The sequence below is a fragment of the Blautia sp. DFI.9.10 genome (assembly GCF_024461705.1).
Classification (GTDB): Bacteria; Bacillota; Clostridia; order Lachnospirales; family Lachnospiraceae; genus Blautia_A; species Blautia_A fusiformis.
The window spans coordinates 29,355-53,539 of sequence record NZ_JANGAA010000017.1; the positions used below are offsets into that span (position 1 = coordinate 29,355).

The window sequence follows — 24,185 nt, forward strand, 5'->3', positions numbered from 1 at the left end:
TAATAAAAAATTGATAAACAATCCCTTTTTTTCCAAAACATATGTTATAATAAAAAATGTATGCCGCTGTCACCAAAACCAAAAAGAGACTGGCGGCAGATGATAAGGAGCGAGCAACATGGAAATACAGTTATGGCGAAGTATTTTGTGCCCTTACGAGCTGGCTGTCAAAGAACTGACAGTCAAGTTTAAACATATGATAGAAGAGTATCACGAAAATGATCGTTATTCTCCCATTGAACAAGTCAGTGGAAGAGTAAAAAGCGTTTCCAGTATCCTGGAGAAAATGCAGCGTAAAGATATCCCGATCGAACAGCTGGAAACAGAAATGGAAGATCTGGCAGGAGTACGGATCATATGTCAGTTTGAAGAAGATATCGATACCGTTGCTGCGATCATCCGAAAAAGAACAGATATGGAAGTCAAAAGTGAAAAGAACTATCTGACGCATATCAAGCAGAGCGGTTACCGGAGTTATCACATGATCCTTTATTATACAGTGGAGACTATTCATGGGCCGAAACGGCTTCAGGTAGAAATACAGATCCGTACCATGGCAATGAATTTCTGGGCAACGATCGAACATTCTCTTCAGTATAAATACAAAGGTGATATGCCTCCTCATGTAGCAGAACGTCTTAGTAAAGCATCCGATGCGATCATTTCGCTGGATCATGAAATGTCTTCTGTGCGCAATGAGATCATGGATGCCCAGAATTCATCTCAGATGCAGTCCAATCTTGTAAAGGATATTTTGAATAATATTGAAAATCTCTACCGTGTTTCCAGTGAACGGGAAGTCAGCAAAATACAGGATGAGTTCCTGCGGGTATTCAAAACCAAGGATCTGCGTCAGCTGGAACGCTTCCACAGGCAGTTGGATATCATTGCAGAGGGTTATCGTGCCCAGGCAGTCCATCACAGCATATGAACACAGGGCAGACAGTACTAATACACATACATACGAGGAATTATAAATGCAGGATTTTTTACCAGTTACAAGAGAAGATATGAAGTCAAGAGGCTGGGATGAGTTGGATTTTGTCTACGTGACAGGAGATGCCTATGTGGATCATCCGTCTTTTGGATCTGCGATCATTGGACGTCTTCTGGAAAGCAGAGGATATCGTGTAGGCATGATCCCTCAGCCTGACTGGCGAAAGAAGGAGAGCATCCAGGTGTTCGGGGAACCGCGCCTGGGTTTTCTCGTTACAGCAGGAAACATGGATTCCATGGTGAATCATTATACGGTTTCCAAAAAGCACCGAAGCACAGATGCCTATTCTCCGGGAGGAAAAATGGGATTAAGACCGGACAGGGCTTCTGTTGTATACAGCAATCTGATCCGGCAGACCTATAAACATACGCCTATCATTCTTGGCGGGATCGAAGCCAGCCTTCGAAGAATGGCACATTACGATTATTGGGAAAATAAGGTCAAGCACAGTATTCTGATCGATTCCGGTGCGGATCTGATTTCTTATGGAATGGGGGAACATTCCATCCTGGAGATCGCAGAAGCCCTGCAAAGCGGGATTCCGGTCCAGGAGATCACATATGTGGCAGGGACGGTTTTTAAAAGCCACGATATCAGCAGGGTTTACGATCCGGTGGTCCTTCCGTCATTTGAACAGGTACAGACTGATAAAAAAGCTTACGCGGACAGCTTTGCCATTCAGTACCGAAACACGGATCCATTTACAGCAAAGCCTCTGGCAGAATCTTATGGGAACCGTGGATATGTGATACAGAATCCACCATCTCAGCCTCTGACGCAGATGGAAATGGACGATGTTTACGATCTGCCTTATACAGGACGATATCATCCCATGTACCAGAAAGAAGGCGGGATCCCGGCACTGAAAGAGATCAAATTCAGTCTGACCAGCAACAGAGGATGCTTTGGAAGCTGTAATTTCTGTGCGCTGACCTTTCATCAGGGCCGTATCCTTCAGACAAGAAGTCACGATTCCATTCTGAAAGAAGCTGAAAAGATGACGGAGGATCCGGATTTTAAAGGCTATATCCATGATGTAGGAGGCCCTACGGCTGATTTTCGTTATCCTTCCTGCAAAAAGCAGCTGACAAAAGGAGTCTGCAAGGAGCGACAGTGCCTGTTTCCTTCTCCGTGTAAGAATCTGACGGTAGACCACAAGGATTATCTTCAGCTTCTCAGAAAGGTCAGGAATATCCCCAAAGTTAAAAAAGTTTTTGTCCGTTCCGGCATTCGGTTTGATTATCTGATGGCAGATCCGGATAAAACTTTTCTTAATGAGCTTGTGAAATATCACATCAGCGGTCAGCTGCGAGTAGCACCGGAGCATGTTTCTGATGAAGTCCTGAAGTTTATGGGCAAACCCAGGCACGAGGTTTATGAGGGCTTTCTGAAGGAATATGAAAAAGCAAATGCGCGGACTGGTAAGCAGCAATATGCCGTTCCGTATTTCATGTCGTCCCATCCCGGGTGTACAATGAAGGAAGCCGTGAAGCTTGCGGAATACGTCCGTGATCTTGGATTTACGCCGGAGCAGGTTCAGGATTTTTATCCAACGCCATCAACACTTTCTACCTGTATGTATTACACAGGAATCCATCCGCTGACAGGCGAAAAGGTATATGTGCCGAAAAATCCACACGAAAAAGCAATACAGCGAGCACTGATGCAGTATAAAAATCCGGAAAATCGCGAACTGGTCCTGGAAGGACTTAAGATGACCGGACGTATGGATCTGGTCGGCTTTGGACCGAAATGTCTGATCCGTCCCAGAGAGCTTCATAAAAAAGCCAAAAAAACACAGACAAGGAGTTCGGCACATGAAAGATACCAGAAAAAGAAAAACAAAAAAAGGTGATTTCGGTTATTTTAACAGCGAAAAAAAACGAAGACTCCTGATCACCGCAGGATTATTTTCGCTTCCACTGCTCATTTTCTTTGTGGCGTGGGCCGTCAACGGAACAAGAATGACAGTCTGGACGGTTCTGACCGTAGTAGGCTGTCTGCCAGGATGTAAATCCATGGTAAGCCTGATCATGATCCTGTTACGTCATCCTATGGATGAAAAGCTCTATAAAGAGATCCGCAAGCATGCCGGTGACCTGGTCATGTCCTATGAAATGTACATGACTTTTTATGAGAAAAGCGGTTATCTGGACGCTGTTGCCGTGTGCGGAAATACAGTAGTGGGTTATACCAGTGATCCAAAAGCAGATATCGCCTACCTTGCAGAGCAGTCACAGAAAATCATCCGTAAAAACGGATATAAAGTAGATGTAAAGATCCTGAGGGACCTGAAACCCTATCTGGAACGTCTGGATTCCATGAATGAGCACAAAGAATCTTTAAGAAACGGGATTAAATTCACGCCGGATGAGCGATACCCGGATCTTTCCAGGGAAGAACTGATCAAACATACGATCCTGGCAATCTGTCTGTAGGAGCATTATATAATGAAAGAATTTATCATTAACGAAAACGAGGCCGGACAGCGTTTTGACAAATATCTGGCCAAGCTTCTCCGTGAAGCTCCAAAGAGCTTTTTCTACAAAATGATGAGGAAAAAAAATATCACGCTCAATGGAAAAAAAGCCACCGGGAATGAAAAGCTGTTTTCAGGAGATCATGTAAAACTGTTTTTAAGTGATGAAACATTTGAAAAATTCAGCGGAAATGATTCTGCTCCACGGGCACATTATGCTCTGGATATCATTTACGAGGATGAAAATATCCTGTTGATCAACAAACCGGCAGGAATGCTTTCTCAGCCTGCTGATGACGGAACCCCTTCACTGGTAGAATATCTGACTGGCTATCTTCTGAAAAATGGCTCTCTTACAGAGAATGATCTGAGAACCTTTCGTCCTTCCGTATGCAACCGCCTTGACCGCAATACCAGCGGACTGATAGCGGCAGGCAAAAGCCTTTCCGGTCTGCAGGAACTTTCAGGGATGTTCAAGTCCAGGGAACTTCATAAATATTACCTCTGTCTTGTGGAGGGAGTTTTAAAAGAAGAAAGATATATCAAAGGTTATCTGGCAAAAGATAAAAAAAGCAACAAAGTAACCATCTATAAACAAGAGAAAGAAAATGCCCTTCCAGTGGAAACAAAGTATTATCCGTTGGGTACCAATGGAACCCGTACCCTTCTTAAGGTTGAACTGATCACAGGACGTGCACATCAGATCCGAGCTCACCTTGCTTCGGAGGGACATTCGATTGTTGGTGATCCCAAATATGGAAAAGCCGATAAAAAACTGAAAGGACAGCTGCTTCATTCTTTTCGAATGGAGTTTCCATCTATGAAAGGAAGCCTGTCATATTTATCCGGGAAGGTCTTTACGGCACCGCTTCCGGAAATCTTTCTCAGAACACTAAAAGAGGAAAAGTTGGAGGAGAGTTATTATGAAAATCTGGAATGAAATATGGGATTACGTCAAGATGATCATCATCGTGGTAGTTGTAGTCCTAGTTATCAACAATGTAGTACTGATCAATGCAAAGATTCCGTCAGAATCTATGGAAAATACCATTATGACCGGGGATCGTATCTTTGGCTATCGTCTGGCCTATGGTCTGAATATGGATGTATTTGGTCACGAGATCTCAAAAAAATGGAAAGATCCGGAACGCTTTGACATTGTAATCTTCAAATATCCGGATGATGAGTCCCAGCTGTTCATCAAACGTATCATCGGTCTTCCTGGAGATAAAGTAGAGATCAAAGATGGTAAAGTTTATATCAATGATTCAGAGACACCTCTGGATGATTCCTTTGTGTCGGAAACTCCTCTTGGAAGCTTCGGACCATACGAAGTACCGGAAAACTGTTACTTTATGATGGGCGACAACCGTAACAATTCCAAGGATTCCCGATACTGGCAGAATACATATGTACAGTTTGATCAGATCGTCGGAAAGGCGGAGATCCGTTATTTCCCATCCATCAAACTTCTAAATTAAAGGGCAGACTTTATGGCAACATGGAACAGCAGAGGACTTCGTGGTTCTACTCTGGAGGAACTTATCAATCGTACCAATGAGCAGTACAGGGAAAAGGGACTGGCCCTCATCCAGAAAATTCCGACGCCGATCACTCCGGTTAAAATGGATAAAACCTCCCGGCATATCACGCTGGCATATTTTGAACAGAAAAGTACCGTAGATTATATCGGAGCAGTACAGGGAATCCCTGTCTGCTTCGATGCAAAAGAATGTTGTGTAAAAACTTTTCCCCTTGCGAACATTCATCCTCATCAGGTATCATTTATGGATGAGTTTGAAAAGCAGAAGGGGATTGCTTTTTTTCTGATCTATTTCAGCGCAGATAATGTTTTTTATTATCTTACCCTTCGTAAGCTGAAGGAATTCTGGAAAAGGATGGAAGACGGCGGACGAAAAAGTTTTCGTCGGGAAGAGCTGGACGAGGAATTTTATCTTTCCGGAAAAAATGGATTTCTGGTTCCTTATCTGGAAGGGATCCAGAAAGATCTGCAATTACGGGATTGACTTTTGGAAAGGTTTCCTATATAATCAAATTTAAGTTTTTCTGTGGTAGCATGGTAGCGAATTAAAGTGGAACACAGAAAATCTCAAAACGTGTTACGGAGGAAATGAACATGCAGCGTATTTTTCATACACCTGAAGGTGTGCGGGACATTTATGGAGAGGAATGCAGCCGCAAAAAACGGCTCCAGAGGGAGCTCCACCAGGTGTTTTCAAGATATGGATATGAAGATATAGAAACACCGGGATTTGAGTATTTTGAAGTGTTCAGCAATGAAGTAGGAACGATCCCATCCAAGGATTTATATAAATTTTTTGACAGAGAGGGAAACACACTTGTCCTCAGACCTGACTTTACACCGTCTGTTTCCAGAGCATGTGCAACTTATTTTGATCCGGAAAAAGGACCTGTAAGACTTTGTTATACCGGAAATACATTTATCAACAATTCCAGTTACAGAGGTCAGATGAAGGAAAATACTCAGATGGGTGTTGAGCATATGGGAGATGATTCTGCAGCAGCAGATGCTGAGATCCTTGCTATGACCGTGGAGTGTCTGAAGGCAGCAGGACTTACCGAATTCCAGGTTAGCGTAGGCCAGGTAGATTATTATAAATCCCTGCTTGCAGAGGCAGATCTGGAGCCGGAGATAGAAGAGCATCTTCGTGAGCTGATCTCTCAGAAGAATTATTTTGGTGTGGAAGAACTTCTTAAGGGACAGAATTTAGGTGATAACCTTTCCAAGGCTTTTGCTGAACTGCCTCAGATGTTCGGTTCAGCAGAAGTGCTGGAAAAAGCAAAAAAACTCACCTCCAATCCGGAAGCACTTTCTGCAGTAAAACGACTGGAAGAAATTTATGAGATCCTGAAAGTATACGGCTGTGAGAAATACATTGCTTTTGATTTTGGAATGCTCAGTAAGTTCCGTTATTATACAGGGATCATTTTCCAGGCTTATACATATAGAACCGGTGAACCCCTGATCAAGGGCGGACGCTACAACGAATTGATGAAGCATTTCGGAAAACCGGCTTCTTCCATTGGATTTGCCATTGTGGTCGATAACCTGATGCTCGCGCTTTCCAGACAGAAGCTGGCTGTTCCGGCTGGCGATAAAACCATTGTGATCACCTATGATCCGGGAAATCTGAAAAAAGCGATCCAGGAAGCAATGGCGCTTCGAAATAAAGGTAAAAAAGTGGCATTGTGCCCGGCAAAGGAGGAGCAGGACTGATGAGATATCTTACATTTGCCCTCACAAAAGGGCGTCTGGCCAGCAAAACACTGGATATGTTTGAGAAGATCGGTATTACATGTGAGGAGATGCGTGACAAAGATTCCCGAAAGCTGATCTTTACCAATGAGGAACTGAAGCTGAAGTTTTTCCTTGCAAAAGGTCCGGATGTGCCGACTTATGTAGAGTATGGTGCAGCAGATATCGGTATCGTAGGTAAGGATACCATTCTGGAAGAAGGAAGAAAGCTATATGAGGTTATGGATCTTGGATTTGGAGCATGCCGCATGTGCGTATGCGGCCCTGAAAGCGCCAGAGAAGTCCTGAATAACAATCAGCTGATCCGTGTAGCTACAAAATATCCAAATATTGCAAAGGATTACTTCTATAACAAAAAGCATCAGACTGTGGAGATCATTAAGCTGAACGGTTCCATCGAGCTTGCACCGATCGTAGGACTTTCCGAGGTTATCGTGGATATCGTGGAAACCGGAAGCACCCTTCGCGAGAATGGCCTGAAGGTGCTGGAAGAAGTCTGCCCGCTGTCTGCACGTATGGTAGTCAATCAGGTCAGCATGAAAATGGAAGATGAACGGATCCGCAAACTGATCACGGAACTTCGAGGTGTGATCAAATAAACTGAACAACAGATGAACCTCCAAAATACAGAAAGAAGGCAGAATTTATTATGCGTAAGGTAAAACTCACCAAAGAATCTACAAAAGATATTCTGGAAACTCTCTTAAAAAGAAGCCCTAATAATTATGGAAAATACGAGGATGCAGTAGCAAATATCCTTGCCAAAGTAAAAGCAGAGGGAGATACCGCGTTATTTGCATTTACCAGAGAATTTGATAAAGTCGAAGTGACAAAGGATACGATCCGTGTAACCCCTGAGGAGATCGAGGAAGCATACAAGCTGGTAGATCCTTCCCTGATCGATGTGATCAAAAAAGCATTGGTGAATATCCGCAGCTATCACGAAAAGCAACTTCAGAACAGCTGGTTCACAAGCACAACAGACGGAACCATGCTTGGTCAGAAGGTAACCGCTCTGAACTGTGTAGGTGTTTACGTTCCCGGTGGAAAGGCTGTATATCCGTCTTCCGTGCTTATGAATATCGTTCCTGCAAAAGTTGCCGGTGTTGACCGTATTGTAATGACAACACCTCCTGGAAAAGACGGAAAAGTAAATCCAAGCACACTTGTTGCTGCCAACGAAGCCGGAGCAGATGAAATCTATAAAGTGGGTGGTGCACAGGCCATCGGAGCACTTGCATATGGAACCGAGAGTATTCCAAAGGTTGACAAGATCGTAGGACCCGGAAATATTTTTGTTGCGCTTGCAAAAAAGGCAGTTTATGGATACGTAAGCATTGATTCTATTGCCGGCCCAAGCGAGATCCTCGTTCTTGCAGATGAGACTGCAAATCCTCGTTATATTGCAGCAGATCTTCTTTCTCAGGCAGAACATGATGAGATGGCATCTGCGATCCTGATCACAACAAATGAGGAATTTGCAGATCAGGTAGATAAAGAAGTCAGAGGTTTTGTTGAGGTACTTTCCAGAAAAGCCATTATTGAGAAATCCCTGGAGAACTTTGGTTATATCCTGATCGCAGAAGATATGGACGAGGCCATTGAGGCTGCCAATGAAATTGCTTCTGAGCATATGGAGATCGTCACAAAGAATCCTTTTGAAGATATGATGAAGGTACGAAATGCAGGTGCGATCTTTATCGGAGAGCACAGCTCTGAACCCCTTGGAGATTATTTTGCAGGACCAAACCACGTACTTCCTACCAATGGAACCGCCAAATTTTTCTCCGCACTTTCTGTAGATGATTTTATCAAAAAATCCAGTATTGTATATTATTCCAGGGAAGCACTCCGAAAGATCCACAAGGACATTATCCAGTTTGCCACATCGGAACAGCTGACTGCACACGCAAATTCCATTGCAGTCCGTTTTGAGGAAGAGGACAAGGAGAACGAATAATGGCAAGAGAAGCACTGATCGAAAGAAACACAAAAGAAACGCAGATACGTCTGCAGCTGAATATTGATGGAACAGGAAGTTCCGATATTGATACAGGCATTGGCTTTTTTGACCATATGCTGGACGGTTTTACGCGCCATGGACTGTATGATCTTACGCTGAGAGTCCACGGTGATCTGAATGTAGATGATCATCACACCATTGAAGATACAGGGATCGTCCTTGGAAACGCTATCCGTGAGGCAGTTGGCGACAAAAAAGGGATCAAACGTTACGGCAGCTGTATCCTTCCTATGGATGAAGTGCTTGTGCTCTGCGCAGTAGATCTTTCCGGAAGACCTTATCTCGGATGGGATGCAGAGTTTTCTACGGAAAAAATAGGAGATATGGCTACAGAGATGGTAAAGGAATTCTTTTATGCAGTATCCTATTCCGCAGCAATGAATCTTCACATCAAGGTTCTTTCCGGAGGAAACAGCCATCATGTGGCAGAGGCCATGTTTAAAAGCTTTGCGAAAGCCCTTGATGCAGCCACACAGTACGATTCCCGGATCACAGACGTGCTTTCTACCAAGGGAAGCCTCTGATACAGAAGGAGACCACTTATGAACAAACAGTTGATCCCATGCCTTTATCTTCATTCAGAAAAGGCGGTAACCGGATTTGGACAGAGAAATCTTTTCGGAGACGGAAATGTAGAAACACTTGCAAAATTTTACGGTGACAATGGGGCAGATGAGCTTCTGGTATTTGACTTTTCTTCCACAGATGCAGAGCATGACCGTGCGATCGGAAAAATCCGTGATATCTGTCAGGTATCTGAGATCCCGGTGATCGCAGCGGGAAATATCAAACGTATGGAAGATGTAAAAAAGCTGATCTATGCGGGATGTGCCAAAGTTGTACTGAATTTTTCGAAAGAGAATAATATCAAGCTTCTGGAAGAAGTATCCCGGCGCTTTGGAAAAGAGCGTATGATGATCAGCATCTCTGATCTGAGAGAATTCACAGAAAATCAGGATCTGATCGAAACATATGCAGACACTGTTCTGGCTTTGGACACTGTCGAAAATGAAATTGCAGAGATTTCTCAGATTTCCATTGTTCTTCATACCGATGAAAACAGATCTGAGAGCGTTCTGGAGCTTTTAGGAGAACCAGCTGTGTCCGGACTTTGCGGTGCTTATGTAAGCAGTCTTGAAAATGATCTGCATACATTTAAGGAAACCTGCGAAGAAGCCGGAATTCCGGTAAACACATATAAAAGTAATATTGCATGGTCGGACTTTAAATTAAACAGTGACGGAATGGTTCCGGTTATTGTCCAGGATTACCGGACGGATGAAGTACTGATGCTGGCCTATATGAATGAGCTTGCTTTTAACACAACATTGAAGCTTGGAAAAATGACATACTGGAGTCGCAGCCGGAATGAGCTCTGGACCAAAGGTCTGACATCCGGCCACGTACAGTATGTAAAGTCTCTTACCATTGACTGTGATAATGATACGATCCTTGCCAAAGTGGAGCAGGTGGGCGCAGCCTGCCATACAGGAAACCGTACTTGTTTCTTCAAACCGCTGATGAAAAAGGAGTACGATGATACCAACCCACTTCACGTGTTCCAGAATGTGTATGATGTGATCACTGACCGAAAAGAACATCCAAAGGAAGGTTCCTATACCAATTATCTTTTTGATAAGGGAATTGACAAGATTTTGAAAAAAGTCGGTGAAGAATGCACAGAGATCGTCATTGCAGCCAAAAATCCAGATAAAGAAGAGATTAAATACGAAATTTCAGATTTTCTTTATCATATGATGGTACTTATGGTGGAAAAAGGAGTCAGCTGGGAAGAAATCACCAAAGAATTGGTAAAAAGATAAATTATATATCATTCAGGAAAAAAGCTTTTGTACGTCGGATCAGAATGAACGGTTACGAAAGCTTTTTTCTGTTTTCCCGGAATCTTAAAAGAATATGTACAATTTCGGTTAGGCATGATATACTTATCGTCAAAAGTGCGGAAATATAAAAAAGGAAAAGGGAAACAACCAATGATCAAAATTGATGACTGGGTGATTGAAAAAGGAGAGAAGGCACAGGGGAAAATTAAGATCACAGGATACGGCATAGCAATGCCGGCAACTGTGATATGCGGAGTGAAAGACGGACCGACGATACTGATCACAGCGGGAATACACAGTGCGGAGTATGTAGGAATCCAGGCGGCAATGGAACTTGCAAAAGAATTTCAACCGGAAGAACTGAAGGGAAATGTGATCATCGTTCCACTGGTCAATGTCAGTGGCTTTGAGCATCGCACCATGAGTCTGGTCTATGAGGATGGCAAGAACCTGAACCGCGTTTTCCCCGGAGATCCTGAGGGAACAGCTGCAGATCGTATTGCCTATGCTATAGTGACAAAGCTTTTTTCCATAGCAGATTATTATATCGACCTGCATAGCGGAGATGGGTTCGAACAGCTTCATCCCTATGTTTATTATGTAGGGGTTGTAGATGAAAAGACAGCAGAGAAATCATTACATATGGCACGGCATATCGGCGTAAAATATGTGGTCCGTTCCACAACCGCCACAGGTGGCGCCTACAATTATGCTTCTTCTCTTGGAATTCCAAGTATTCTCATCGAAAGAGGCGGACACAGCTACTGGACCTGGGAGGAAGTAGAACAGGATAAAAGAGACGTCCGTCACCTTGTTTTTCATCTCCAGGGAAAGAAATGTCATGGTCTGAAGCATTACCGTCAGATGCTTCTTGAAAATGTAGTCTATGAATATGCGCCGTATACCGGATGCTGGTATCCATCCAAGAAGCCTGGAGAGTACTTCTTTAAGGGAGAAGAATTGGGTGAACTGAGAGATTACTATGGAAATTTACTTTACACATCTATTGCAACTGAAAACGGAGTCGTACTTTATCAGACAGCCAGTCTGAACATTATTGAAGACGGACCAATGATCGCATATGCAGCGATCACGGAGACTCTGACCTGATAGTAAACAACCTTTTCAGAACGCTTCTGTCTGAAATCATATTGAAACAGTAAGAAAACCGGGTTTTACCATTTGCTATTCTATTTGTAAAAATAGCGAGGTAAAATCCGTGTTTTTTTAGCAGATCAGATAAATCCAATTGTCAAATCCCCCATGGGGGATATATACAATTCAAGCATCTTTAACAAAATTTATGAGTTTTCTAAAAATATAACATTTTTCCATAGACATAAACTATAGTTTTATCATATAATGTTTCAGTAATTTGACAGCATTTGCTGATTTTCACATCAGCCGTTGTAAGTTCTGAGAGGATTAATAGGGAAACCGGTGTAAATCCGGTACGATCCCGTCACTGTAAGGGGAAATCCTCAGACAAAGTACCACTGGTCGAGTGCGTGAGAAATAGACCGGGAAGGTGTCTGAGGGTAAGGATCCTAAGTCAGGAGACCTGCTTGCAATTGTTTTAAAATGATTCTTACGGAAGATAGGAAGCATATTTATTTTGTGTGCCCGTATTTCGTCACGGGCTTTTTTCGTGCAAATTTTCTAAAATTCCATGCATATTCTGCATATTAAGAATCCAATAGTTTCTTTTATCTAACTAAATTAAAACGGCAATGTTAAAATCGCATCAAATGAGGAAAGGAGTAAAACGTGACAAAGAAACAAGTAGGAAAAAGATTTCTCCAGATCATCATTGTATTATTTGGAATCAGCTTTTTCACATTTGGACTGACCTACCTGTCACCTGGTGATCCTGCGGAGATCATGCTGACAGAGTGTGGTAATCTTCCTACACCAGAGCTTCTGGAACAGACAAGACATGAGCTTGGCCTTGATCAGCCCTTTCTCGTGCAGTATGGTTCCTGGCTGAAGGGTGTTGTTACAGGAGATATGGGACAGTCCTATTCTTTCAAAATGCCGGTAACAGATAAACTGGTATCCTGTTTCTGGCCGACGCTGAGGATGTCGTTGCTGGCACTTCTGATGATGGTCATTATTTCCATACCGCTTGGAATCCTGGCCGCTGTATATCAGAACAAATTCCCGGATTATTTTGTGAGAGGAATTACCTTTGTGGGAGTATCTGTTCCAAGCTTCTGGCTGGGCCTGATCCTTCTCAGCATCTTTGGTGTTCAGCTTCGCTGGATCAATGTTGCAGGAGGCAGTACGGATTTTAAATCCATGATCCTCCCGGCGCTGACTCTTGCACTTGCCATGTCTGCAAAATATACCAGACAGGTAAGAAGTGCAGTGCTGGAGGAACTTCATCAGGATTATGTCACAGGTGCAAGAATGCGTGGAATCAAGGAAAGCGTCATTCTCTGGAAACACGTCCTTCCTAATGTTATGCTTCCGCTGGTAACGCTGTTGGGACTTTCCCTTGGAAGTCTTCTGGGAGGTACTGCAGTTGTAGAGATCATTTACAACTGGCCTGGAATGGGAAATATGGCAGTAAAGGCGATTTCCTGTCGTGACTATCCTCTTGTACAGGGCTATGTACTTTGGATCGCGATCCTGTACATGTGCATCAACCTGCTTGTGGATCTGTCCTATACTTATCTCGATCCAAGACTTAAGGAGGATAGATAATTGAAAAAGGTATTACGAACATTCAAAGAAAATAAACAGTTCACTCTTTTCTTCATTCTGGGTCTCGTGGTGATCGGAATTGCGATCTTTGCGCCGCAGCTCTCACCATATGATCCACTGAATGCAGTTATGACCGAATCACTGCAGGAGCCAAGCTCCGCTCATCCGTTCGGAACGGATAAGCTTGGACGAGATCTTCTTTCCCGTGTTATCTTCGGAACAAGAACCTCTCTGATCATGACCTTATGTCTGGTTGCAGTGATCTTTGTCATCGGTACATTTTTAGGAGTTATTGCCGGATATTTCGGCGGCGTTGTGGATGCAGTGATCATGCGTATCGCAGATATGATGATCTCCTTCCCTGGGCTTGTACTGGCCATTGCCATTGCCGGTATGCTTGGACCAAACCTGGTCAATGCCGTTATTTCCATTGCAGCTGTAAGCTGGACAAAATATGCCCGTCTTGCACGAAGTATGGTCTTGAAAGTCAAGAAGAGTCTTTACATAGAGGCAGCTATAGTAAACGGAACAAAGACCTGGAAAATTCTTCTTGTACACATTCTTCCCAACATGGTAACCCAGATGGTGGTAACTGCGGCAGCAGATATCGGAACTATGATGCTGGAGCTGGCTTCCCTTTCATTCCTGGGATTTGGTGCAACTGCGCCGACACCGGAGTGGGGACTGATGCTGAATGAAGGAAGAACCTACATGGCAAAGGCGCCATGGCTTATGATCTACCCTGGTATCGCTATCGTGATCTGTGTTGTTGTTTTCAACATGCTTGGAGACAGCATCCGTGATGTACTGGATCCGCGCCAGGATCAATAAAACAACTCTGTAACAAACCAACACCATATGATCAGTATATTATCTTTAGGAGGATGAAATGAGAAATAATGTAGTTAAAAAAGTGCTGGCTGCTACACTTGCATGTATGATGACTTTTTCCATGACAACAGTGGCTCAGGCAAAGGGTGACAAAAAAAGTGATAAGGAAATCACCATCGGAGTAACAAGCTTTGCAGATACACTGGAGCCGACAGAGCAGTATTTCAGCTGGGTTGTATCCCGTTATGCGATCGGCGAGTGTCTTACAAAATTCGATGAGAACGGTGAGATCGTTCCATGTCTTGCGGAAGAGTGGGAAAACAGTGACGATGGAAAAACATGGACCTTCAAGATCCGTGAGGGCGTAAAATTCTCCAACGGTGACGATATGACACCGGAGATGGTAAAAGCCTCCATCGAACGTACCGCTGAAAAGAGTGACCGTGTTCCGGAATTCTTTGATCTCGACAGCCTCGAAGTTGACGGACAGAACCTGATCTTCCATCTGAACAGAGCAAATGCAAACATGGCCGGATGCCTTGCAGACCCGCTGTTTCTGATCGTAGATACAAATGTAGATGATTCTACATTTGCCATGGAAGGACCGATCTGTACAGGACCTTACGCAGTAGAATCTTTCAGCCCGACGGATTCCTGTATCGTAGTAAAAAATGAGAACTACTGGGATGGAGAAGTTCCCCTTGATAAAGTTACACTGAAATGTGTGGATGACCAGACAACACGTTCCATGGCTCTTCAGACAGGTGAGATCGATATCGCTTACAACCTGAAAACAGAGAACCTGGTTGAGTTTGAGGGAAATGACAATTACGACATCCAGGAGCTTCAGTCTCTTCGTTCCACCTATGCATTCATGAACCAGAACGAGGATCATGCACTCAGCGATAAGGCTCTTCGCCAGGCACTTCTTCGTGGTCTTGACAAGGAAACATACTGCAACACTCTTCTCGAGGGTGGTGCAACAGCTGGTAAAGCACCGGTTCCTCCAACACTTGACTTTGGATTCGATGATCTGAAGGATGAGAATTCCTATGATCCGGACAGCGCAAAGAAGATCCTTGATGAGGCCGGATACAAAGATGTTGACGGTGACGGATTTGTAGAAACTCCTGACGGAGATCCTCTTGTTCTTGATTTTGTTATCTACACAAGCCGTGCCGAGCTTGGTGTATACGCACAGGCAGCACAGGCCAGTCTGAAGGAGATCGGTATCAACGTAAACCTGAACACAGTAAGTTATGAGACACTTCTTGACATGAGAGATTCCGGTCAGTATGACCTTCTGATCTGGAACGTGCTGGTAGCAAACACTGGAGACCCTGAGAACTACTTAAGAGAGAACTGGTACAGCTCCTCTGCAAACAATACTGCAGGATACAATAACCCGGAGGTTGACAAGCTTCTTGACGAGCTTGCGCAGACATTTGATGAGGACAAGAGAAAAGATCTCATCATCGATATTCAGCAGGATATCATGGATGATGCTGCAACTGTATTCTTTGGTTATGAGACAACCTACCTCTTCTCCAACAAAAAGGTAACAGGTGTTAAGATGTATCCGATGGATTACTACTGGCTGACAAAGGATATCACTCTTGCCGAGTAAAGGAGCGCTTATTTATGCTTGAGATCAAGGATCTTTCCGTTCAGTACGGAAAACAGGCACCTACCATTGAACATTTCAACCTTTCCATGAAGAAGGGGGAGATCATCAGTGTGGTAGGCGAGAGTGGAAGTGGAAAAACAACCGTGATCCGTGCTGTCCTCGGCGCACTTGCCGGAGGTGGCCGGGTCAGCACCGGAGATATTCAGTTTCACGGACATTCTCTGCTTTCCAATACAAAGGATGAATGGAGAAATTTAAGGGGTACCCGCATTTCCATGATCTTCCAGGACTGCGGCGGAACCCTGAACCCTATCCGTAAGATTGGAAGTCAGTATGTGGAATATATCTGTACACATACGGATATATCCAAAGCAGAAGCATGGAAGAAGGGATGCTCCATGCTTCAGAAAATGCGTCTTCCTGACGCGGAAAATATCATGAAAAGTTATCCTCACCAGCTTTCCGGTGGTATGCGCCAGCGAGTTGGTATTGCCATGGCCATGACTTTTAACCCGGAGCTACTTCTTGCAGATGAGCCGACCAGTGCGCTGGATGTTACCACACAGGCACAGATCGTACGCCAGATGATGGAGCTCCGTGATGATTTCGGAACCGGTATCATCATTGTTACCCATAACATTGGCGTAGCAGCCTATATGGCTGATCAGCTTGTTGTTATGCAGAACGGAAAAGTTGTGGATCAGGGAACACGAGATGAGGTCATGGAGCATCCGACCAGTGACTATACAAAGAAACTGCTGGCTGCAGTGCCGGAAATGGAGGGACAGCGTTATGTTTAATGAATCCGATATCGTACTCAGTGCAAAACATATCGTAAAACAGTTCCCGGCTTCCGGCGGCAGAACTTTAACAGCCTGCAACGATGTGAACCTGAACGTTTATAAAGGAAAAACTCTGGGAATCGTAGGAGAAAGTGGCTGCGGTAAATCAACCTTTGTCCGCATGGTCATTTCTCTTGACAAGCCGACCAGCGGAGAGATCCTTTACCATGGAAAAAACCTCTCTGATCTTTCCAAAAAAGAAACCTGGCTGAACCGTCAGAACATGCAGATGGTATTCCAGGATCCGCTGGCGTCCTTTGACCCCAAAATGAAGATCGTGGATATTCTCACAGAACCCCTGATCAATTACGGAAAACTGAAAAGAAGCGAAAAGGAATCCAAGGCTAGAGAACTTCTGAAAATGGTAGAGCTTCCTGAAGATTTTACAGACCGCTATCCACATAACATGAGTGGCGGACAGCGTCAGCGTATCAGTATTGCCCGGGCACTTTCCCTGGAACCGGAGATCCTGGTGTGCGATGAGGCTACCTCTGCACTTGACGTTTCCGTACAGGAGTCCGTGATCCGGCTTCTGGTACGTCTCCAGAAGGAGAAAAACATCAGCATGCTTTTTATCTGCCATGACCTGGCTCTGATCCGTTCCTTTGCCCATCAGATTGCTGTCATGTACCTCGGGAATATCGTGGAGGTAATCCCGGGAGAGGATGTTACGGAAAAGTCTCTTCATCCATATACACAGGCTCTTCTGGGGGCACAGTTTTCCATTCATATGGATCAGAACAAAAAGATCGAGAGCATCGAAAGTGAGGCCCCCAGCCCTCTGGATGTTCCTCATGGCTGTCCATTCCAGAATCGTTGCGAACACTGCATGGAGAAATGCAGGACGATCCGTCCTGTGCTCACAGAAGTAGAGTCCGGACATGAAGTAGCCTGCCATTATGTAACGGAAAAATAAAGAAATGCACAAAACAGTATGATTTTTAAAAACTTTAAAGTACTGGGCATTCTGTTGTTGCTGCTTGCCGTTTTTACAGTTGGCGGAAAAAAAGTTTCTGCTGCTGTCGAAGACGGAGATATCCAATATACAATAGGTGTTGTAGTATATAATCAGGACAGCCCGGAAATGAACATGTTCATGAACTGTTACAGAGAATACATCGCGCTGACAGGTGGTTCCTCCGCAGGAAACTACATGCATCTTCAGAAAACGATCGGTGTTCTGAAAGCTCTGGCTGAGAAGGAGGGGCTGACTTATTCCGAGGATGTTGAGAAGCTTGCATATACAGTGGAAGATGTGCAGAAGCGTATGGAAGAAAAATAAACAGAGATTTTGAAAAAGAGCTGGGCCGCCTTATATGGTTCAGCCCTTTTTCTTCATATAAAATACTTTTTTATGTAAAAAAACGAAAAATCCTCTTTACTTTCTAAAGTTAATATAATAAAATCTATAAATATGTGTAAAACTGGTTTAAAAACAGAAAGCATGGGGATGCATAAGCAAAATCCCTCATGTTTTGTGATTTTAAAGCAGAAACATGGAAGGGAGAGAAACAATGACAACAGCACATATTTGTATAATGGCAGCCATTATCGTCTATCTGGGTGCAATGATCTTTGTAGGTTATCTTTGCTCCAAGAACAATAATGACAGTTCTGATTTCTATCTTGGAGGACGAAAGCTTGGCCCACTTGTCACAGCTATGAGTGCAGAGGCTTCTGACATGAGCAGCTGGCTTCTGATGGGCCTGCCGGGACTTGCTTATCTTACCGGTATTGCAGATGCAGGCTGGACAGCCATTGGCCTTGCGATCGGAACTTACGTAAACTGGAGGATCGTGGCAAAAAGAATCCGCCGCTACACACATGTGGCAGGAAATTCTATTACATTGCCATCCTTTTTCAGTAATCGTTACAGAGATGAAAAAAAGATCCTGCAGTCTATCGGAGCGATTTTTATCGTGATCTTTTTTATTCCGTATACAGCTTCCGGATTTGCAGCCTGTGGTAAACTTTTTGCAAGTCTCTTCGGTGTAAAATATCTGCCAGCTATGATCATCAGTGCACTGGTCATCGTTGGATACACCACACTGGGAGGATTCCTGGCAGCATCTACCACGGACTTTATCCAGAGTATCATCATGTCCATCGCTCTTGTGATCGTATTTGTATTCGGGATCAGCACAGCAGGTGGTATTGAAGCAGTTGCAGACCATGCAAGATCACTGCCCGGATATCTGACTATGTTTACTACATATGATCCAACAACCGGAACAGAACAGGCATATCCACTGCTTAATATTATTTCCATGCTTGCATGGGGACTTGGATATTTCGGAATGCCGCATATTCTTCTTCGTTTCATGGCGATCGAAGACGAAGAGAAGCTTACACTTTCCAGAAGAGTAGCAACTACATGGGTAGTGATCTCACTGGCAGTAGCAGTACTGATCGGTGTGGTAGGACTTGGAATGACAGCAGCAGGAGAGTTTGACCTTCTGGAAGGCTCCGCATCTGAGACAATTATCGTTCAGATCGCAGATCTTCTCAGTAAACATGGTGTAATTGCAGCAATCCTTGCAGGACTCATCCTTGCAGGAATCCTGGCATCCACCATGTCAACTGCAGATTCTCAGCTCCTGGCAGCATCCTCAGCAGTTTCTTCCGACCTTCTCGGAAGTATACTGAAGGATAAAGAAACAAAAAAAGAAAGCATGGTAGCCGATAAGATCACGCTTCTTCTCATCGCAGTAGTAGCTATGTTTATTGCCCGCGACCCGAACAGTTCTGTGTTTACTATCGTATCCTTTGCCTGGGCAGGCTTCGGAGCCGTATTCGGCCCGGTGGTACTTCTGGCATTATTCTGGAGACGTTCCAACTGGCAGGGAGCCCTGGCAGGAATGATCTGTGGAGGTTCCATGGTATTTATCTGGAAATACGGAATCAGCACGCTCGGCGGCGCCTGGGGAATCTATGAACTTCTTCCCGCATTCTTGGTGGCCATCGCAGCAAACATCATCGTCAGCCTCATTACCAAGGCACCATCCAAAGAGATCACTGACGAATTTGATCTGGTAAACCAGAAATAAAATATTTTTCGATAATAGTCAATAATTCACACTGATACAAAACAAGCCCGATACAGATTGTAGTAAAGATATCTGTATCGGGCTTGTTATCTTTTTATTATTTAATAAATAAAGTCACACCGCCAAAGTTTTTCCCTCAAGCTTTTTTAACAACTGCTCCATTGTTAAATTCAACACCGGATGCCGAAGATACGGTGCGATCTCCACCATAGGCTTCAAAACAAAATCCCTGTTTTCCATATCAATATGAGGCACATGTAGTTCCACTGTATCAATGATCTCATTATCGTAAAACAGAATATCCAGATCCAGTGTCCTTGGTCCCCAGTGAATGATCCTTTTCCGGTCCGCAGCCTGTTCCAGCACATGCAGCCTGTCAAGAAGCTCCTCCGGAGAAAGCAGCGTCCGGACTCTTAAGGCTCCGTTGAGAAACTCATCCTGCTCCACATCTCCGTAAGGCTCCGTTACAAGATACTCGGAAACCTTTTCAACAACAATCTCTTTCATATCCCGAAGACCCTGGATCGCATTGTCCAGGTATTTCTTCTTATCCCCCATATTGGAACCAAAAGCAATATAAGCCGTATGCCAGCCTCGGGTAATTTCCACAGCAACGGTTTTCAGCGGAAGGCCTACCGGAGCCCAGGGCTTTTCAATACGGAGGGTGATCTTTTTAAGAAGAGGGAGAGAAAGCAGCAGCGTCTCTGCCAGATTCTCCACAGCAGCCTCCAGAAGTTTATAAGTATTTTTCTGAAGAAAATCGGTGATCATATGACTGACTTCTCCATAATTGATGGAAGCAGAAAGATCATCTGTCAGCCCTGCCGGACGTGTTTCTGTATACATAACAGCAGAAACAACAAATTTCTGTCCGAGAGCTGTTTCTTCCGGAAACACACCATGGTTTGCAAAAATCTCAAGATCTCTGATTTCGATTTTATCCATCAGTTCCTCCTAACGTCCCAGAATAGCTTCTGTCATCTGGATGACGCGTTTATTTTCTTTGATGTCATGAACACGGACAAATGCACAACCCTTCATAACACCGATCACCGATGTGGCAAGAGTTCCCTCTACACGCTGATCTACAGGAAGATCAAGGGCAAGTCCAATCATGGATTTTCTGGAGGTACCAAGAAGTACCGGATATCCCAGCTTCCGGAAAAGCTCCAGATTATCCATGGTCATCAGGTTCATCTCATAGGTTTTACCAAATCCGACACCAGGATCAAGGATGATCTTATCATCGGCAATACCGGCACGTTTGGCAATATTGACACATTCCTGGGTTTCTGCCAGCATATCCACAATAAAATTATTGTATTCAGTATTATCTTTGTTATGCATCAGACAGCAGGGAGCCTGATATCTGGCAATAACAGGAGCCATTTCAGGATCATATTTCAGTCCCCAGATGTCATTGATAAGATCTGCTCCGTGTTTCAGGGCTTCTTCCGCAACACATCCCTTATAGGTATCTACAGAGATGGGGATATCAAAACGCCCTTTTACTGCTTCGATAACAGGAAGAATACGCTCGATTTCCTCCTGTGCGCCAACCGGTGTATGCCCCGGACGTGTGGATTCTCCACCGATATCAAGAATATCAGCACCTTCGGCGATCATAGCTTCTGTATGTTTCAGGGCATGATCCATATCGTTCCATTTTCCGCCATCTGAGAAAGAATCCGGTGTAACATTTAGGATACCCATAATATATGTTTTGTTTTTTACATCAAACTCACGATTTCCGATTTTCATGGAAAAACCTCCTAATATTGGATCGTCATATTTTTTTTGGCAGGAGACCAGTAACATTCCGGCTCTGCTTTACAGGAAAAACAGTTTCTGGAGCTTTTGTCCGCAGTATAGAGCAGTTTTCCAAGAACTGTCGGATCCGTCTGAGCTCTGTGACCACGTATTGCCGCAATGATCGCTTCCATTTCTTCCATAGAAAATCCAAGCTCGTTTAAGATCTGTCCTGCGATAGCAGCACCGGCCTCATCATGAGGAGTGCCATCTTCATACTGTCTGGCCCGTCCGATATCGTGAAGAAGGGCAGTACAGTAGATCAGTTCCTTTGAAACAGGAGCATTTTCCTCAAGTGCCCGGATATAGGCAAGGCGTGCCACATCCAAAAAATGCTCCGGTGTATGTCTGCAGAATTCACGGTCAGTCTCCAGAAGCTGAAGCTTATTAAGCTCATTCTGATAGAGCGGATGATTCCAGATCTGATTCACTCTGTCCATCAGTCCTTGACCATAGCAAGGAACTGTTTCTGAAGCTCCATATTTTCTTTAAATTCACCTCTGGTAACAGTCGTAACTGTTTTGCTTCCCGGCTTTTTGATTCCACGCATGGTCATGCAGGTATGCTCCGCTTCCAGCATTACCATAATTCCCTTTGGGGCGAGAACACGTTCCAGCGCATCTGCGATCTGCACAGTCAGACGTTCCTGGATCTGTGGTCTTCTTGCATACACATCAACGGTACGGGCCAGCTTGCTTAAGCCGGTAACCTTGCCATTTGGGATATATGCGATATGAGCTTTTCCGTAAAAGGGCATAAGATGATGTTCACACATGGAATAAAAGGTAATATCCTTTTCCAGAACCATTTCATTGTTCTCTACATGAAACTGTTTCTGAAGATGTTCATCCGCTTCATTATCAAGTCCACCATAAATTTCCTCGCACATGCGGGCGATACGTTCCGGAGTTCCCTGCAGTCCCTCTCTGTTTACATCCTCGCCGATTCCCTCGAGAAGAAGCTTGATCGCCTCTTCAACTTTTGCTTTGTCTACCATAAATAACAACCTCCATTTGTTAAAAAAATCACGTTTTTCGGAGACTGTCTCTTTTATTTTTGCGCATAAAAAAAGATATCTCCAATTGTAATAGAACGTATGTCGAAAAAGCCCTACACAATATGAGATATTCTCTTATATTGCTGCAACGGGTGCGGATTTCATACCGTAAGACGTACTTTTCGTTCTGGCGACAACTCCCCATTCGCCAAACACTTGACGCATAAAATCCTATTTTGCATATCATTCATTTCACGGACAAGTATACCATATACTGATATAAGAAGAAAGGGAAAATGATAAAAAAATATCACAAAAATAGGGAATATGTTCTATGAATTATGCGATAGAATCTATGGATATGTCAGATTTTTGCAGATTATATTCCGACAAATATAAAAAGAATTACAAAGTAGAAAATCCCGGAACAGAAAACTGCTGTTCCGGGATCACAAAGCTGTTAATGACGTATCATTTTCATCAGATTCACAATTCTGTCAAGCTTAGCTGCCTCTGCCGGACTTTTCCCAATTTTCAGAACTTCTATGATAGTGGAGATCTCATCAGAGCTGAAATTTAAGCCCGCATTTTTTCCTTTAGAAGCTGCGCCCATGATAAAAGGCAGAAGTTCGGACGGATTTTTCCCCAATCCCTGATCTGCCAGACCCTGAAGCATGGAAAGCTTCTGAGGGTCCATTCCGGAAAGCCGGGGATTATTTTTCCAGTCATCACTCATGGATTCTCACCTCCTGACGAATCTTCATTCATGATCTGAAGCATCTGGATCGTAGCCATAAGACTGGTGATATGATCGATCTGACGGCGATTTTCTCCGCCACAGCACTTACGGATATCCTGCAGCATTTCCAGAGGATCGGTGCCGGAAAAACCGGTAGCCTGCAGATCGGCTGTTCTACGGCTGCTTTGAAAAAGCGACATGGTATTCCGAAGTTCCCGGACTTTCGTATACACAGATAAAAACCGCTGCCCGGAAGAAGGAAGGTACGGGATCATGGCTTTCAGCATCTGATCCTGGTCACTTTCCACCATTTCATCCAGAGCAGTACGTGCGATAGGCTCCTGTTCCATAAAAAAATCCTTTTTCCTGAAATCTATGAATTTGCAGAAAGAAATATGACAGAAACCTTCTCTGGTCATATTATATATAGAAGAAATTTTTCAAAGGAATGTGATTATGGAATCTGAAAAAAAACAGGAACTTGTCATTGATGGAAATTCTTTTTATGAAATAGATCTGAAATGTCTGGAAGAGAAAAAACAGAAACAGGAGGAAGCAAAAAAACGGCAGCAGAAAAGGCAGAGGAAATAACCTCTGCCTTTTCAAAAGATCAGCAGCAATTGTTGCAGCCGCATCCATTTCCGCACAAAAGCAGAAGAAGGATGATGATCCAACAGCTGTCGTTGCAGCCGTTGTTATTACAGCCACAGCCACTGTTGTTTCCACAGCAACACATCAGACAGATGATCCAAAGGATACAGGAGCAGCTGTTTCCACCGTTTCCAAACAGGGAATTTCCGCAGCCATTATTACAGCCACAGTTATTGTTACATCCACATCCTGTGCTACATCCGGAATCACAACCACATCCGCAATCACATCCACAATTGGTAGCCGCTAAGTCACTCATCGATAAGTCCTCCAGCAAATTTTATTTACACTTCAT

The 24,185-nt window shown here is 44.0% G+C and carries 27 protein-coding genes and 2 riboswitches; of the genes, 20 read left to right on the top strand and 7 right to left on the bottom strand.

Annotated elements, in window-relative coordinates:
• The first annotated feature begins 118 nt into the window (after nucleotides 1-118).
• The 19 genes from NE671_RS11030 (at nucleotide 119) to putP (ending at nucleotide 19,694) form a co-directional block, all read left to right on the top strand.
• Complete coding sequence (locus NE671_RS11030; RefSeq protein WP_015524915.1) at nucleotides 119-931, top strand: GTP pyrophosphokinase; 813 nt, start codon at nucleotides 119-121, stop codon at nucleotides 929-931.
• A 46-nt stretch (nucleotides 932-977) separates the two neighbouring features.
• Nucleotides 978-2,852, top strand: a complete 1,875-nt coding sequence (locus tag NE671_RS11035) for a YgiQ family radical SAM protein (RefSeq protein ID WP_022426339.1) — start codon at nucleotides 978-980, stop codon at nucleotides 2,850-2,852.
• Nucleotides 2,815-3,435, top strand: a complete 621-nt coding sequence (locus NE671_RS11040) for a hypothetical protein (protein WP_021651487.1) — start codon at nucleotides 2,815-2,817, stop codon at nucleotides 3,433-3,435. Before NE671_RS11035 ends, NE671_RS11040 begins: the two co-directional genes overlap by 38 nt.
• A 12-nt stretch (nucleotides 3,436-3,447) precedes the next feature.
• A complete protein-coding gene (locus NE671_RS11045) occupies nucleotides 3,448-4,416 on the top strand; it encodes an RluA family pseudouridine synthase (protein ID WP_021651486.1) in 969 nt (322 codons plus the stop codon).
• Entirely contained in the window at nucleotides 4,400-4,957 is a 558-nt protein-coding gene (gene lepB / locus NE671_RS11050; RefSeq protein ID WP_022426337.1) for a signal peptidase I, read from the top strand. The genes NE671_RS11045 and lepB overlap by 17 nt, the downstream gene beginning before the upstream one ends.
• Nucleotides 4,958-4,969: 12 nt before the next feature.
• Nucleotides 4,970-5,503 (top strand): Holliday junction resolvase RecU, encoded by a 534-nt coding sequence (locus NE671_RS11055; RefSeq protein ID WP_129975483.1) that lies wholly within the window; start codon nucleotides 4,970-4,972, stop codon nucleotides 5,501-5,503.
• 110 nt (nucleotides 5,504-5,613) lie between these two features.
• Entirely contained in the window at nucleotides 5,614-6,735 is a 1,122-nt protein-coding gene (gene hisZ / locus NE671_RS11060) for an ATP phosphoribosyltransferase regulatory subunit (protein WP_129975485.1), read from the top strand.
• Complete coding sequence (hisG, locus tag NE671_RS11065; protein ID WP_015524921.1) at nucleotides 6,735-7,373, top strand: ATP phosphoribosyltransferase; 639 nt, start codon at nucleotides 6,735-6,737, stop codon at nucleotides 7,371-7,373. Before hisZ ends, hisG begins: the two co-directional genes overlap by 1 nt.
• 50 nt (nucleotides 7,374-7,423) lie before the next feature.
• Nucleotides 7,424-8,734, top strand: a complete 1,311-nt coding sequence (gene hisD, locus NE671_RS11070; protein WP_015524922.1) for a histidinol dehydrogenase — start codon at nucleotides 7,424-7,426, stop codon at nucleotides 8,732-8,734.
• On the top strand, nucleotides 8,734-9,321 hold the full coding sequence (gene hisB / locus NE671_RS11075; RefSeq protein ID WP_021976578.1) for an imidazoleglycerol-phosphate dehydratase HisB: 588 nt from the start codon (nucleotides 8,734-8,736) through the stop codon (nucleotides 9,319-9,321). Before hisD ends, hisB begins: the two co-directional genes overlap by 1 nt.
• Before the next feature lie 18 nt (nucleotides 9,322-9,339).
• Nucleotides 9,340-10,620 (top strand): bifunctional phosphoribosyl-AMP cyclohydrolase/phosphoribosyl-ATP diphosphatase HisIE, encoded by a 1,281-nt coding sequence (hisIE, locus tag NE671_RS11080; protein WP_129975487.1) that lies wholly within the window; start codon nucleotides 9,340-9,342, stop codon nucleotides 10,618-10,620.
• A 171-nt stretch (nucleotides 10,621-10,791) separates the two neighbouring features.
• The gene (locus NE671_RS11085; protein WP_015524925.1) at nucleotides 10,792-11,751 is read left to right on the top strand and encodes a M14 family metallopeptidase; all 960 of its coding nucleotides are present in this window, start codon (nucleotides 10,792-10,794) and stop codon (nucleotides 11,749-11,751) included.
• 284 nt (nucleotides 11,752-12,035) lie between these two features.
• A riboswitch (cobalamin riboswitch) is annotated at nucleotides 12,036-12,224 on the top strand.
• Nucleotides 12,225-12,408: 184 nt separating this feature from the next.
• A complete protein-coding gene (gene nikB / locus NE671_RS11090; RefSeq protein WP_021651480.1) occupies nucleotides 12,409-13,347 on the top strand; it encodes a nickel ABC transporter permease in 939 nt (312 codons plus the stop codon).
• The gene (nikC, locus tag NE671_RS11095) at nucleotides 13,348-14,178 is read left to right on the top strand and encodes a nickel transporter permease (protein WP_021651479.1); all 831 of its coding nucleotides are present in this window, start codon (nucleotides 13,348-13,350) and stop codon (nucleotides 14,176-14,178) included.
• 58 nt (nucleotides 14,179-14,236) lie between these two features.
• Nucleotides 14,237-15,805, top strand: coding sequence for an ABC transporter substrate-binding protein (locus NE671_RS11100; protein ID WP_059085713.1), 1,569 nt, complete (start codon nucleotides 14,237-14,239; stop codon nucleotides 15,803-15,805).
• 14 nt (nucleotides 15,806-15,819) lie between these two features.
• Complete coding sequence (locus NE671_RS11105; RefSeq protein WP_059085714.1) at nucleotides 15,820-16,605, top strand: ABC transporter ATP-binding protein; 786 nt, start codon at nucleotides 15,820-15,822, stop codon at nucleotides 16,603-16,605.
• Nucleotides 16,598-17,563: an ABC transporter ATP-binding protein gene (locus NE671_RS11110; protein WP_110103524.1), complete on the top strand. Its 966-nt coding sequence runs from the start codon at nucleotides 16,598-16,600 to the stop codon at nucleotides 17,561-17,563. The genes NE671_RS11105 and NE671_RS11110 overlap by 8 nt, the downstream gene beginning before the upstream one ends.
• Nucleotides 17,564-17,581: 18 nt before the next feature.
• The gene (locus tag NE671_RS11115; RefSeq protein ID WP_173740853.1) at nucleotides 17,582-17,929 is read left to right on the top strand and encodes a hypothetical protein; all 348 of its coding nucleotides are present in this window, start codon (nucleotides 17,582-17,584) and stop codon (nucleotides 17,927-17,929) included.
• A 232-nt stretch (nucleotides 17,930-18,161) separates the two neighbouring features.
• A complete protein-coding gene (putP, locus tag NE671_RS11120) occupies nucleotides 18,162-19,694 on the top strand; it encodes a sodium/proline symporter PutP (RefSeq protein ID WP_110103526.1) in 1,533 nt (510 codons plus the stop codon).
• A 114-nt stretch (nucleotides 19,695-19,808) separates the two neighbouring features.
• On the opposite strand, the gene folK is transcribed toward putP, so the two are convergent.
• The 6 genes from folK to NE671_RS11150 all read right to left on the bottom strand — a co-directional run bounded on the left by folK (nucleotide 19,809) and on the right by NE671_RS11150 (nucleotide 23,589).
• Nucleotides 19,809-20,639 carry a 2-amino-4-hydroxy-6-hydroxymethyldihydropteridine diphosphokinase gene (gene folK, locus NE671_RS11125; protein ID WP_092070551.1) on the bottom strand — a complete coding sequence of 277 codons (831 nt, stop codon included), beginning with the start codon at nucleotides 20,637-20,639 and terminating at the stop codon, nucleotides 19,809-19,811.
• A 9-nt stretch (nucleotides 20,640-20,648) separates the two neighbouring features.
• Nucleotides 20,649-21,455: a dihydropteroate synthase gene (gene folP, locus NE671_RS11130; RefSeq protein WP_092070547.1), complete on the bottom strand. Its 807-nt coding sequence runs from the start codon at nucleotides 21,453-21,455 to the stop codon at nucleotides 20,649-20,651.
• Nucleotides 21,456-21,466: 11 nt separating this feature from the next.
• Nucleotides 21,467-21,943, bottom strand: coding sequence for an HD domain-containing protein (locus NE671_RS11135; protein WP_021651470.1), 477 nt, complete (start codon nucleotides 21,941-21,943; stop codon nucleotides 21,467-21,469).
• Nucleotides 21,943-22,500 carry a GTP cyclohydrolase I FolE gene (gene folE / locus NE671_RS11140; protein ID WP_015524935.1) on the bottom strand — a complete coding sequence of 186 codons (558 nt, stop codon included), beginning with the start codon at nucleotides 22,498-22,500 and terminating at the stop codon, nucleotides 21,943-21,945. The genes NE671_RS11135 and folE overlap by 1 nt, the downstream gene beginning before the upstream one ends.
• Nucleotides 22,501-22,644: 144 nt before the next feature.
• Nucleotides 22,645-22,741, bottom strand: a riboswitch (THF riboswitch).
• A gap of 219 nt (nucleotides 22,742-22,960) precedes the next feature.
• Nucleotides 22,961-23,236: a hypothetical protein gene (locus NE671_RS11145; protein WP_173740852.1), complete on the bottom strand. Its 276-nt coding sequence runs from the start codon at nucleotides 23,234-23,236 to the stop codon at nucleotides 22,961-22,963.
• A complete protein-coding gene (locus NE671_RS11150) occupies nucleotides 23,233-23,589 on the bottom strand; it encodes a hypothetical protein (protein WP_022426549.1) in 357 nt (118 codons plus the stop codon). The genes NE671_RS11145 and NE671_RS11150 overlap by 4 nt, the downstream gene beginning before the upstream one ends.
• A 106-nt stretch (nucleotides 23,590-23,695) precedes the next feature.
• Between NE671_RS11150 and NE671_RS11155 the strand changes: the two genes are divergently transcribed.
• Nucleotides 23,696-23,830, top strand: coding sequence for a hypothetical protein (locus NE671_RS11155; RefSeq protein ID WP_022426548.1), 135 nt, complete (start codon nucleotides 23,696-23,698; stop codon nucleotides 23,828-23,830).
• A 19-nt stretch (nucleotides 23,831-23,849) separates the two neighbouring features.
• On the opposite strand, the gene NE671_RS11160 is transcribed toward NE671_RS11155, so the two are convergent.
• The gene (locus NE671_RS11160) at nucleotides 23,850-24,149 is read right to left on the bottom strand and encodes a hypothetical protein (protein WP_015524939.1); all 300 of its coding nucleotides are present in this window, start codon (nucleotides 24,147-24,149) and stop codon (nucleotides 23,850-23,852) included.
• Nucleotides 24,150-24,185 lie beyond the last annotated feature (36 nt).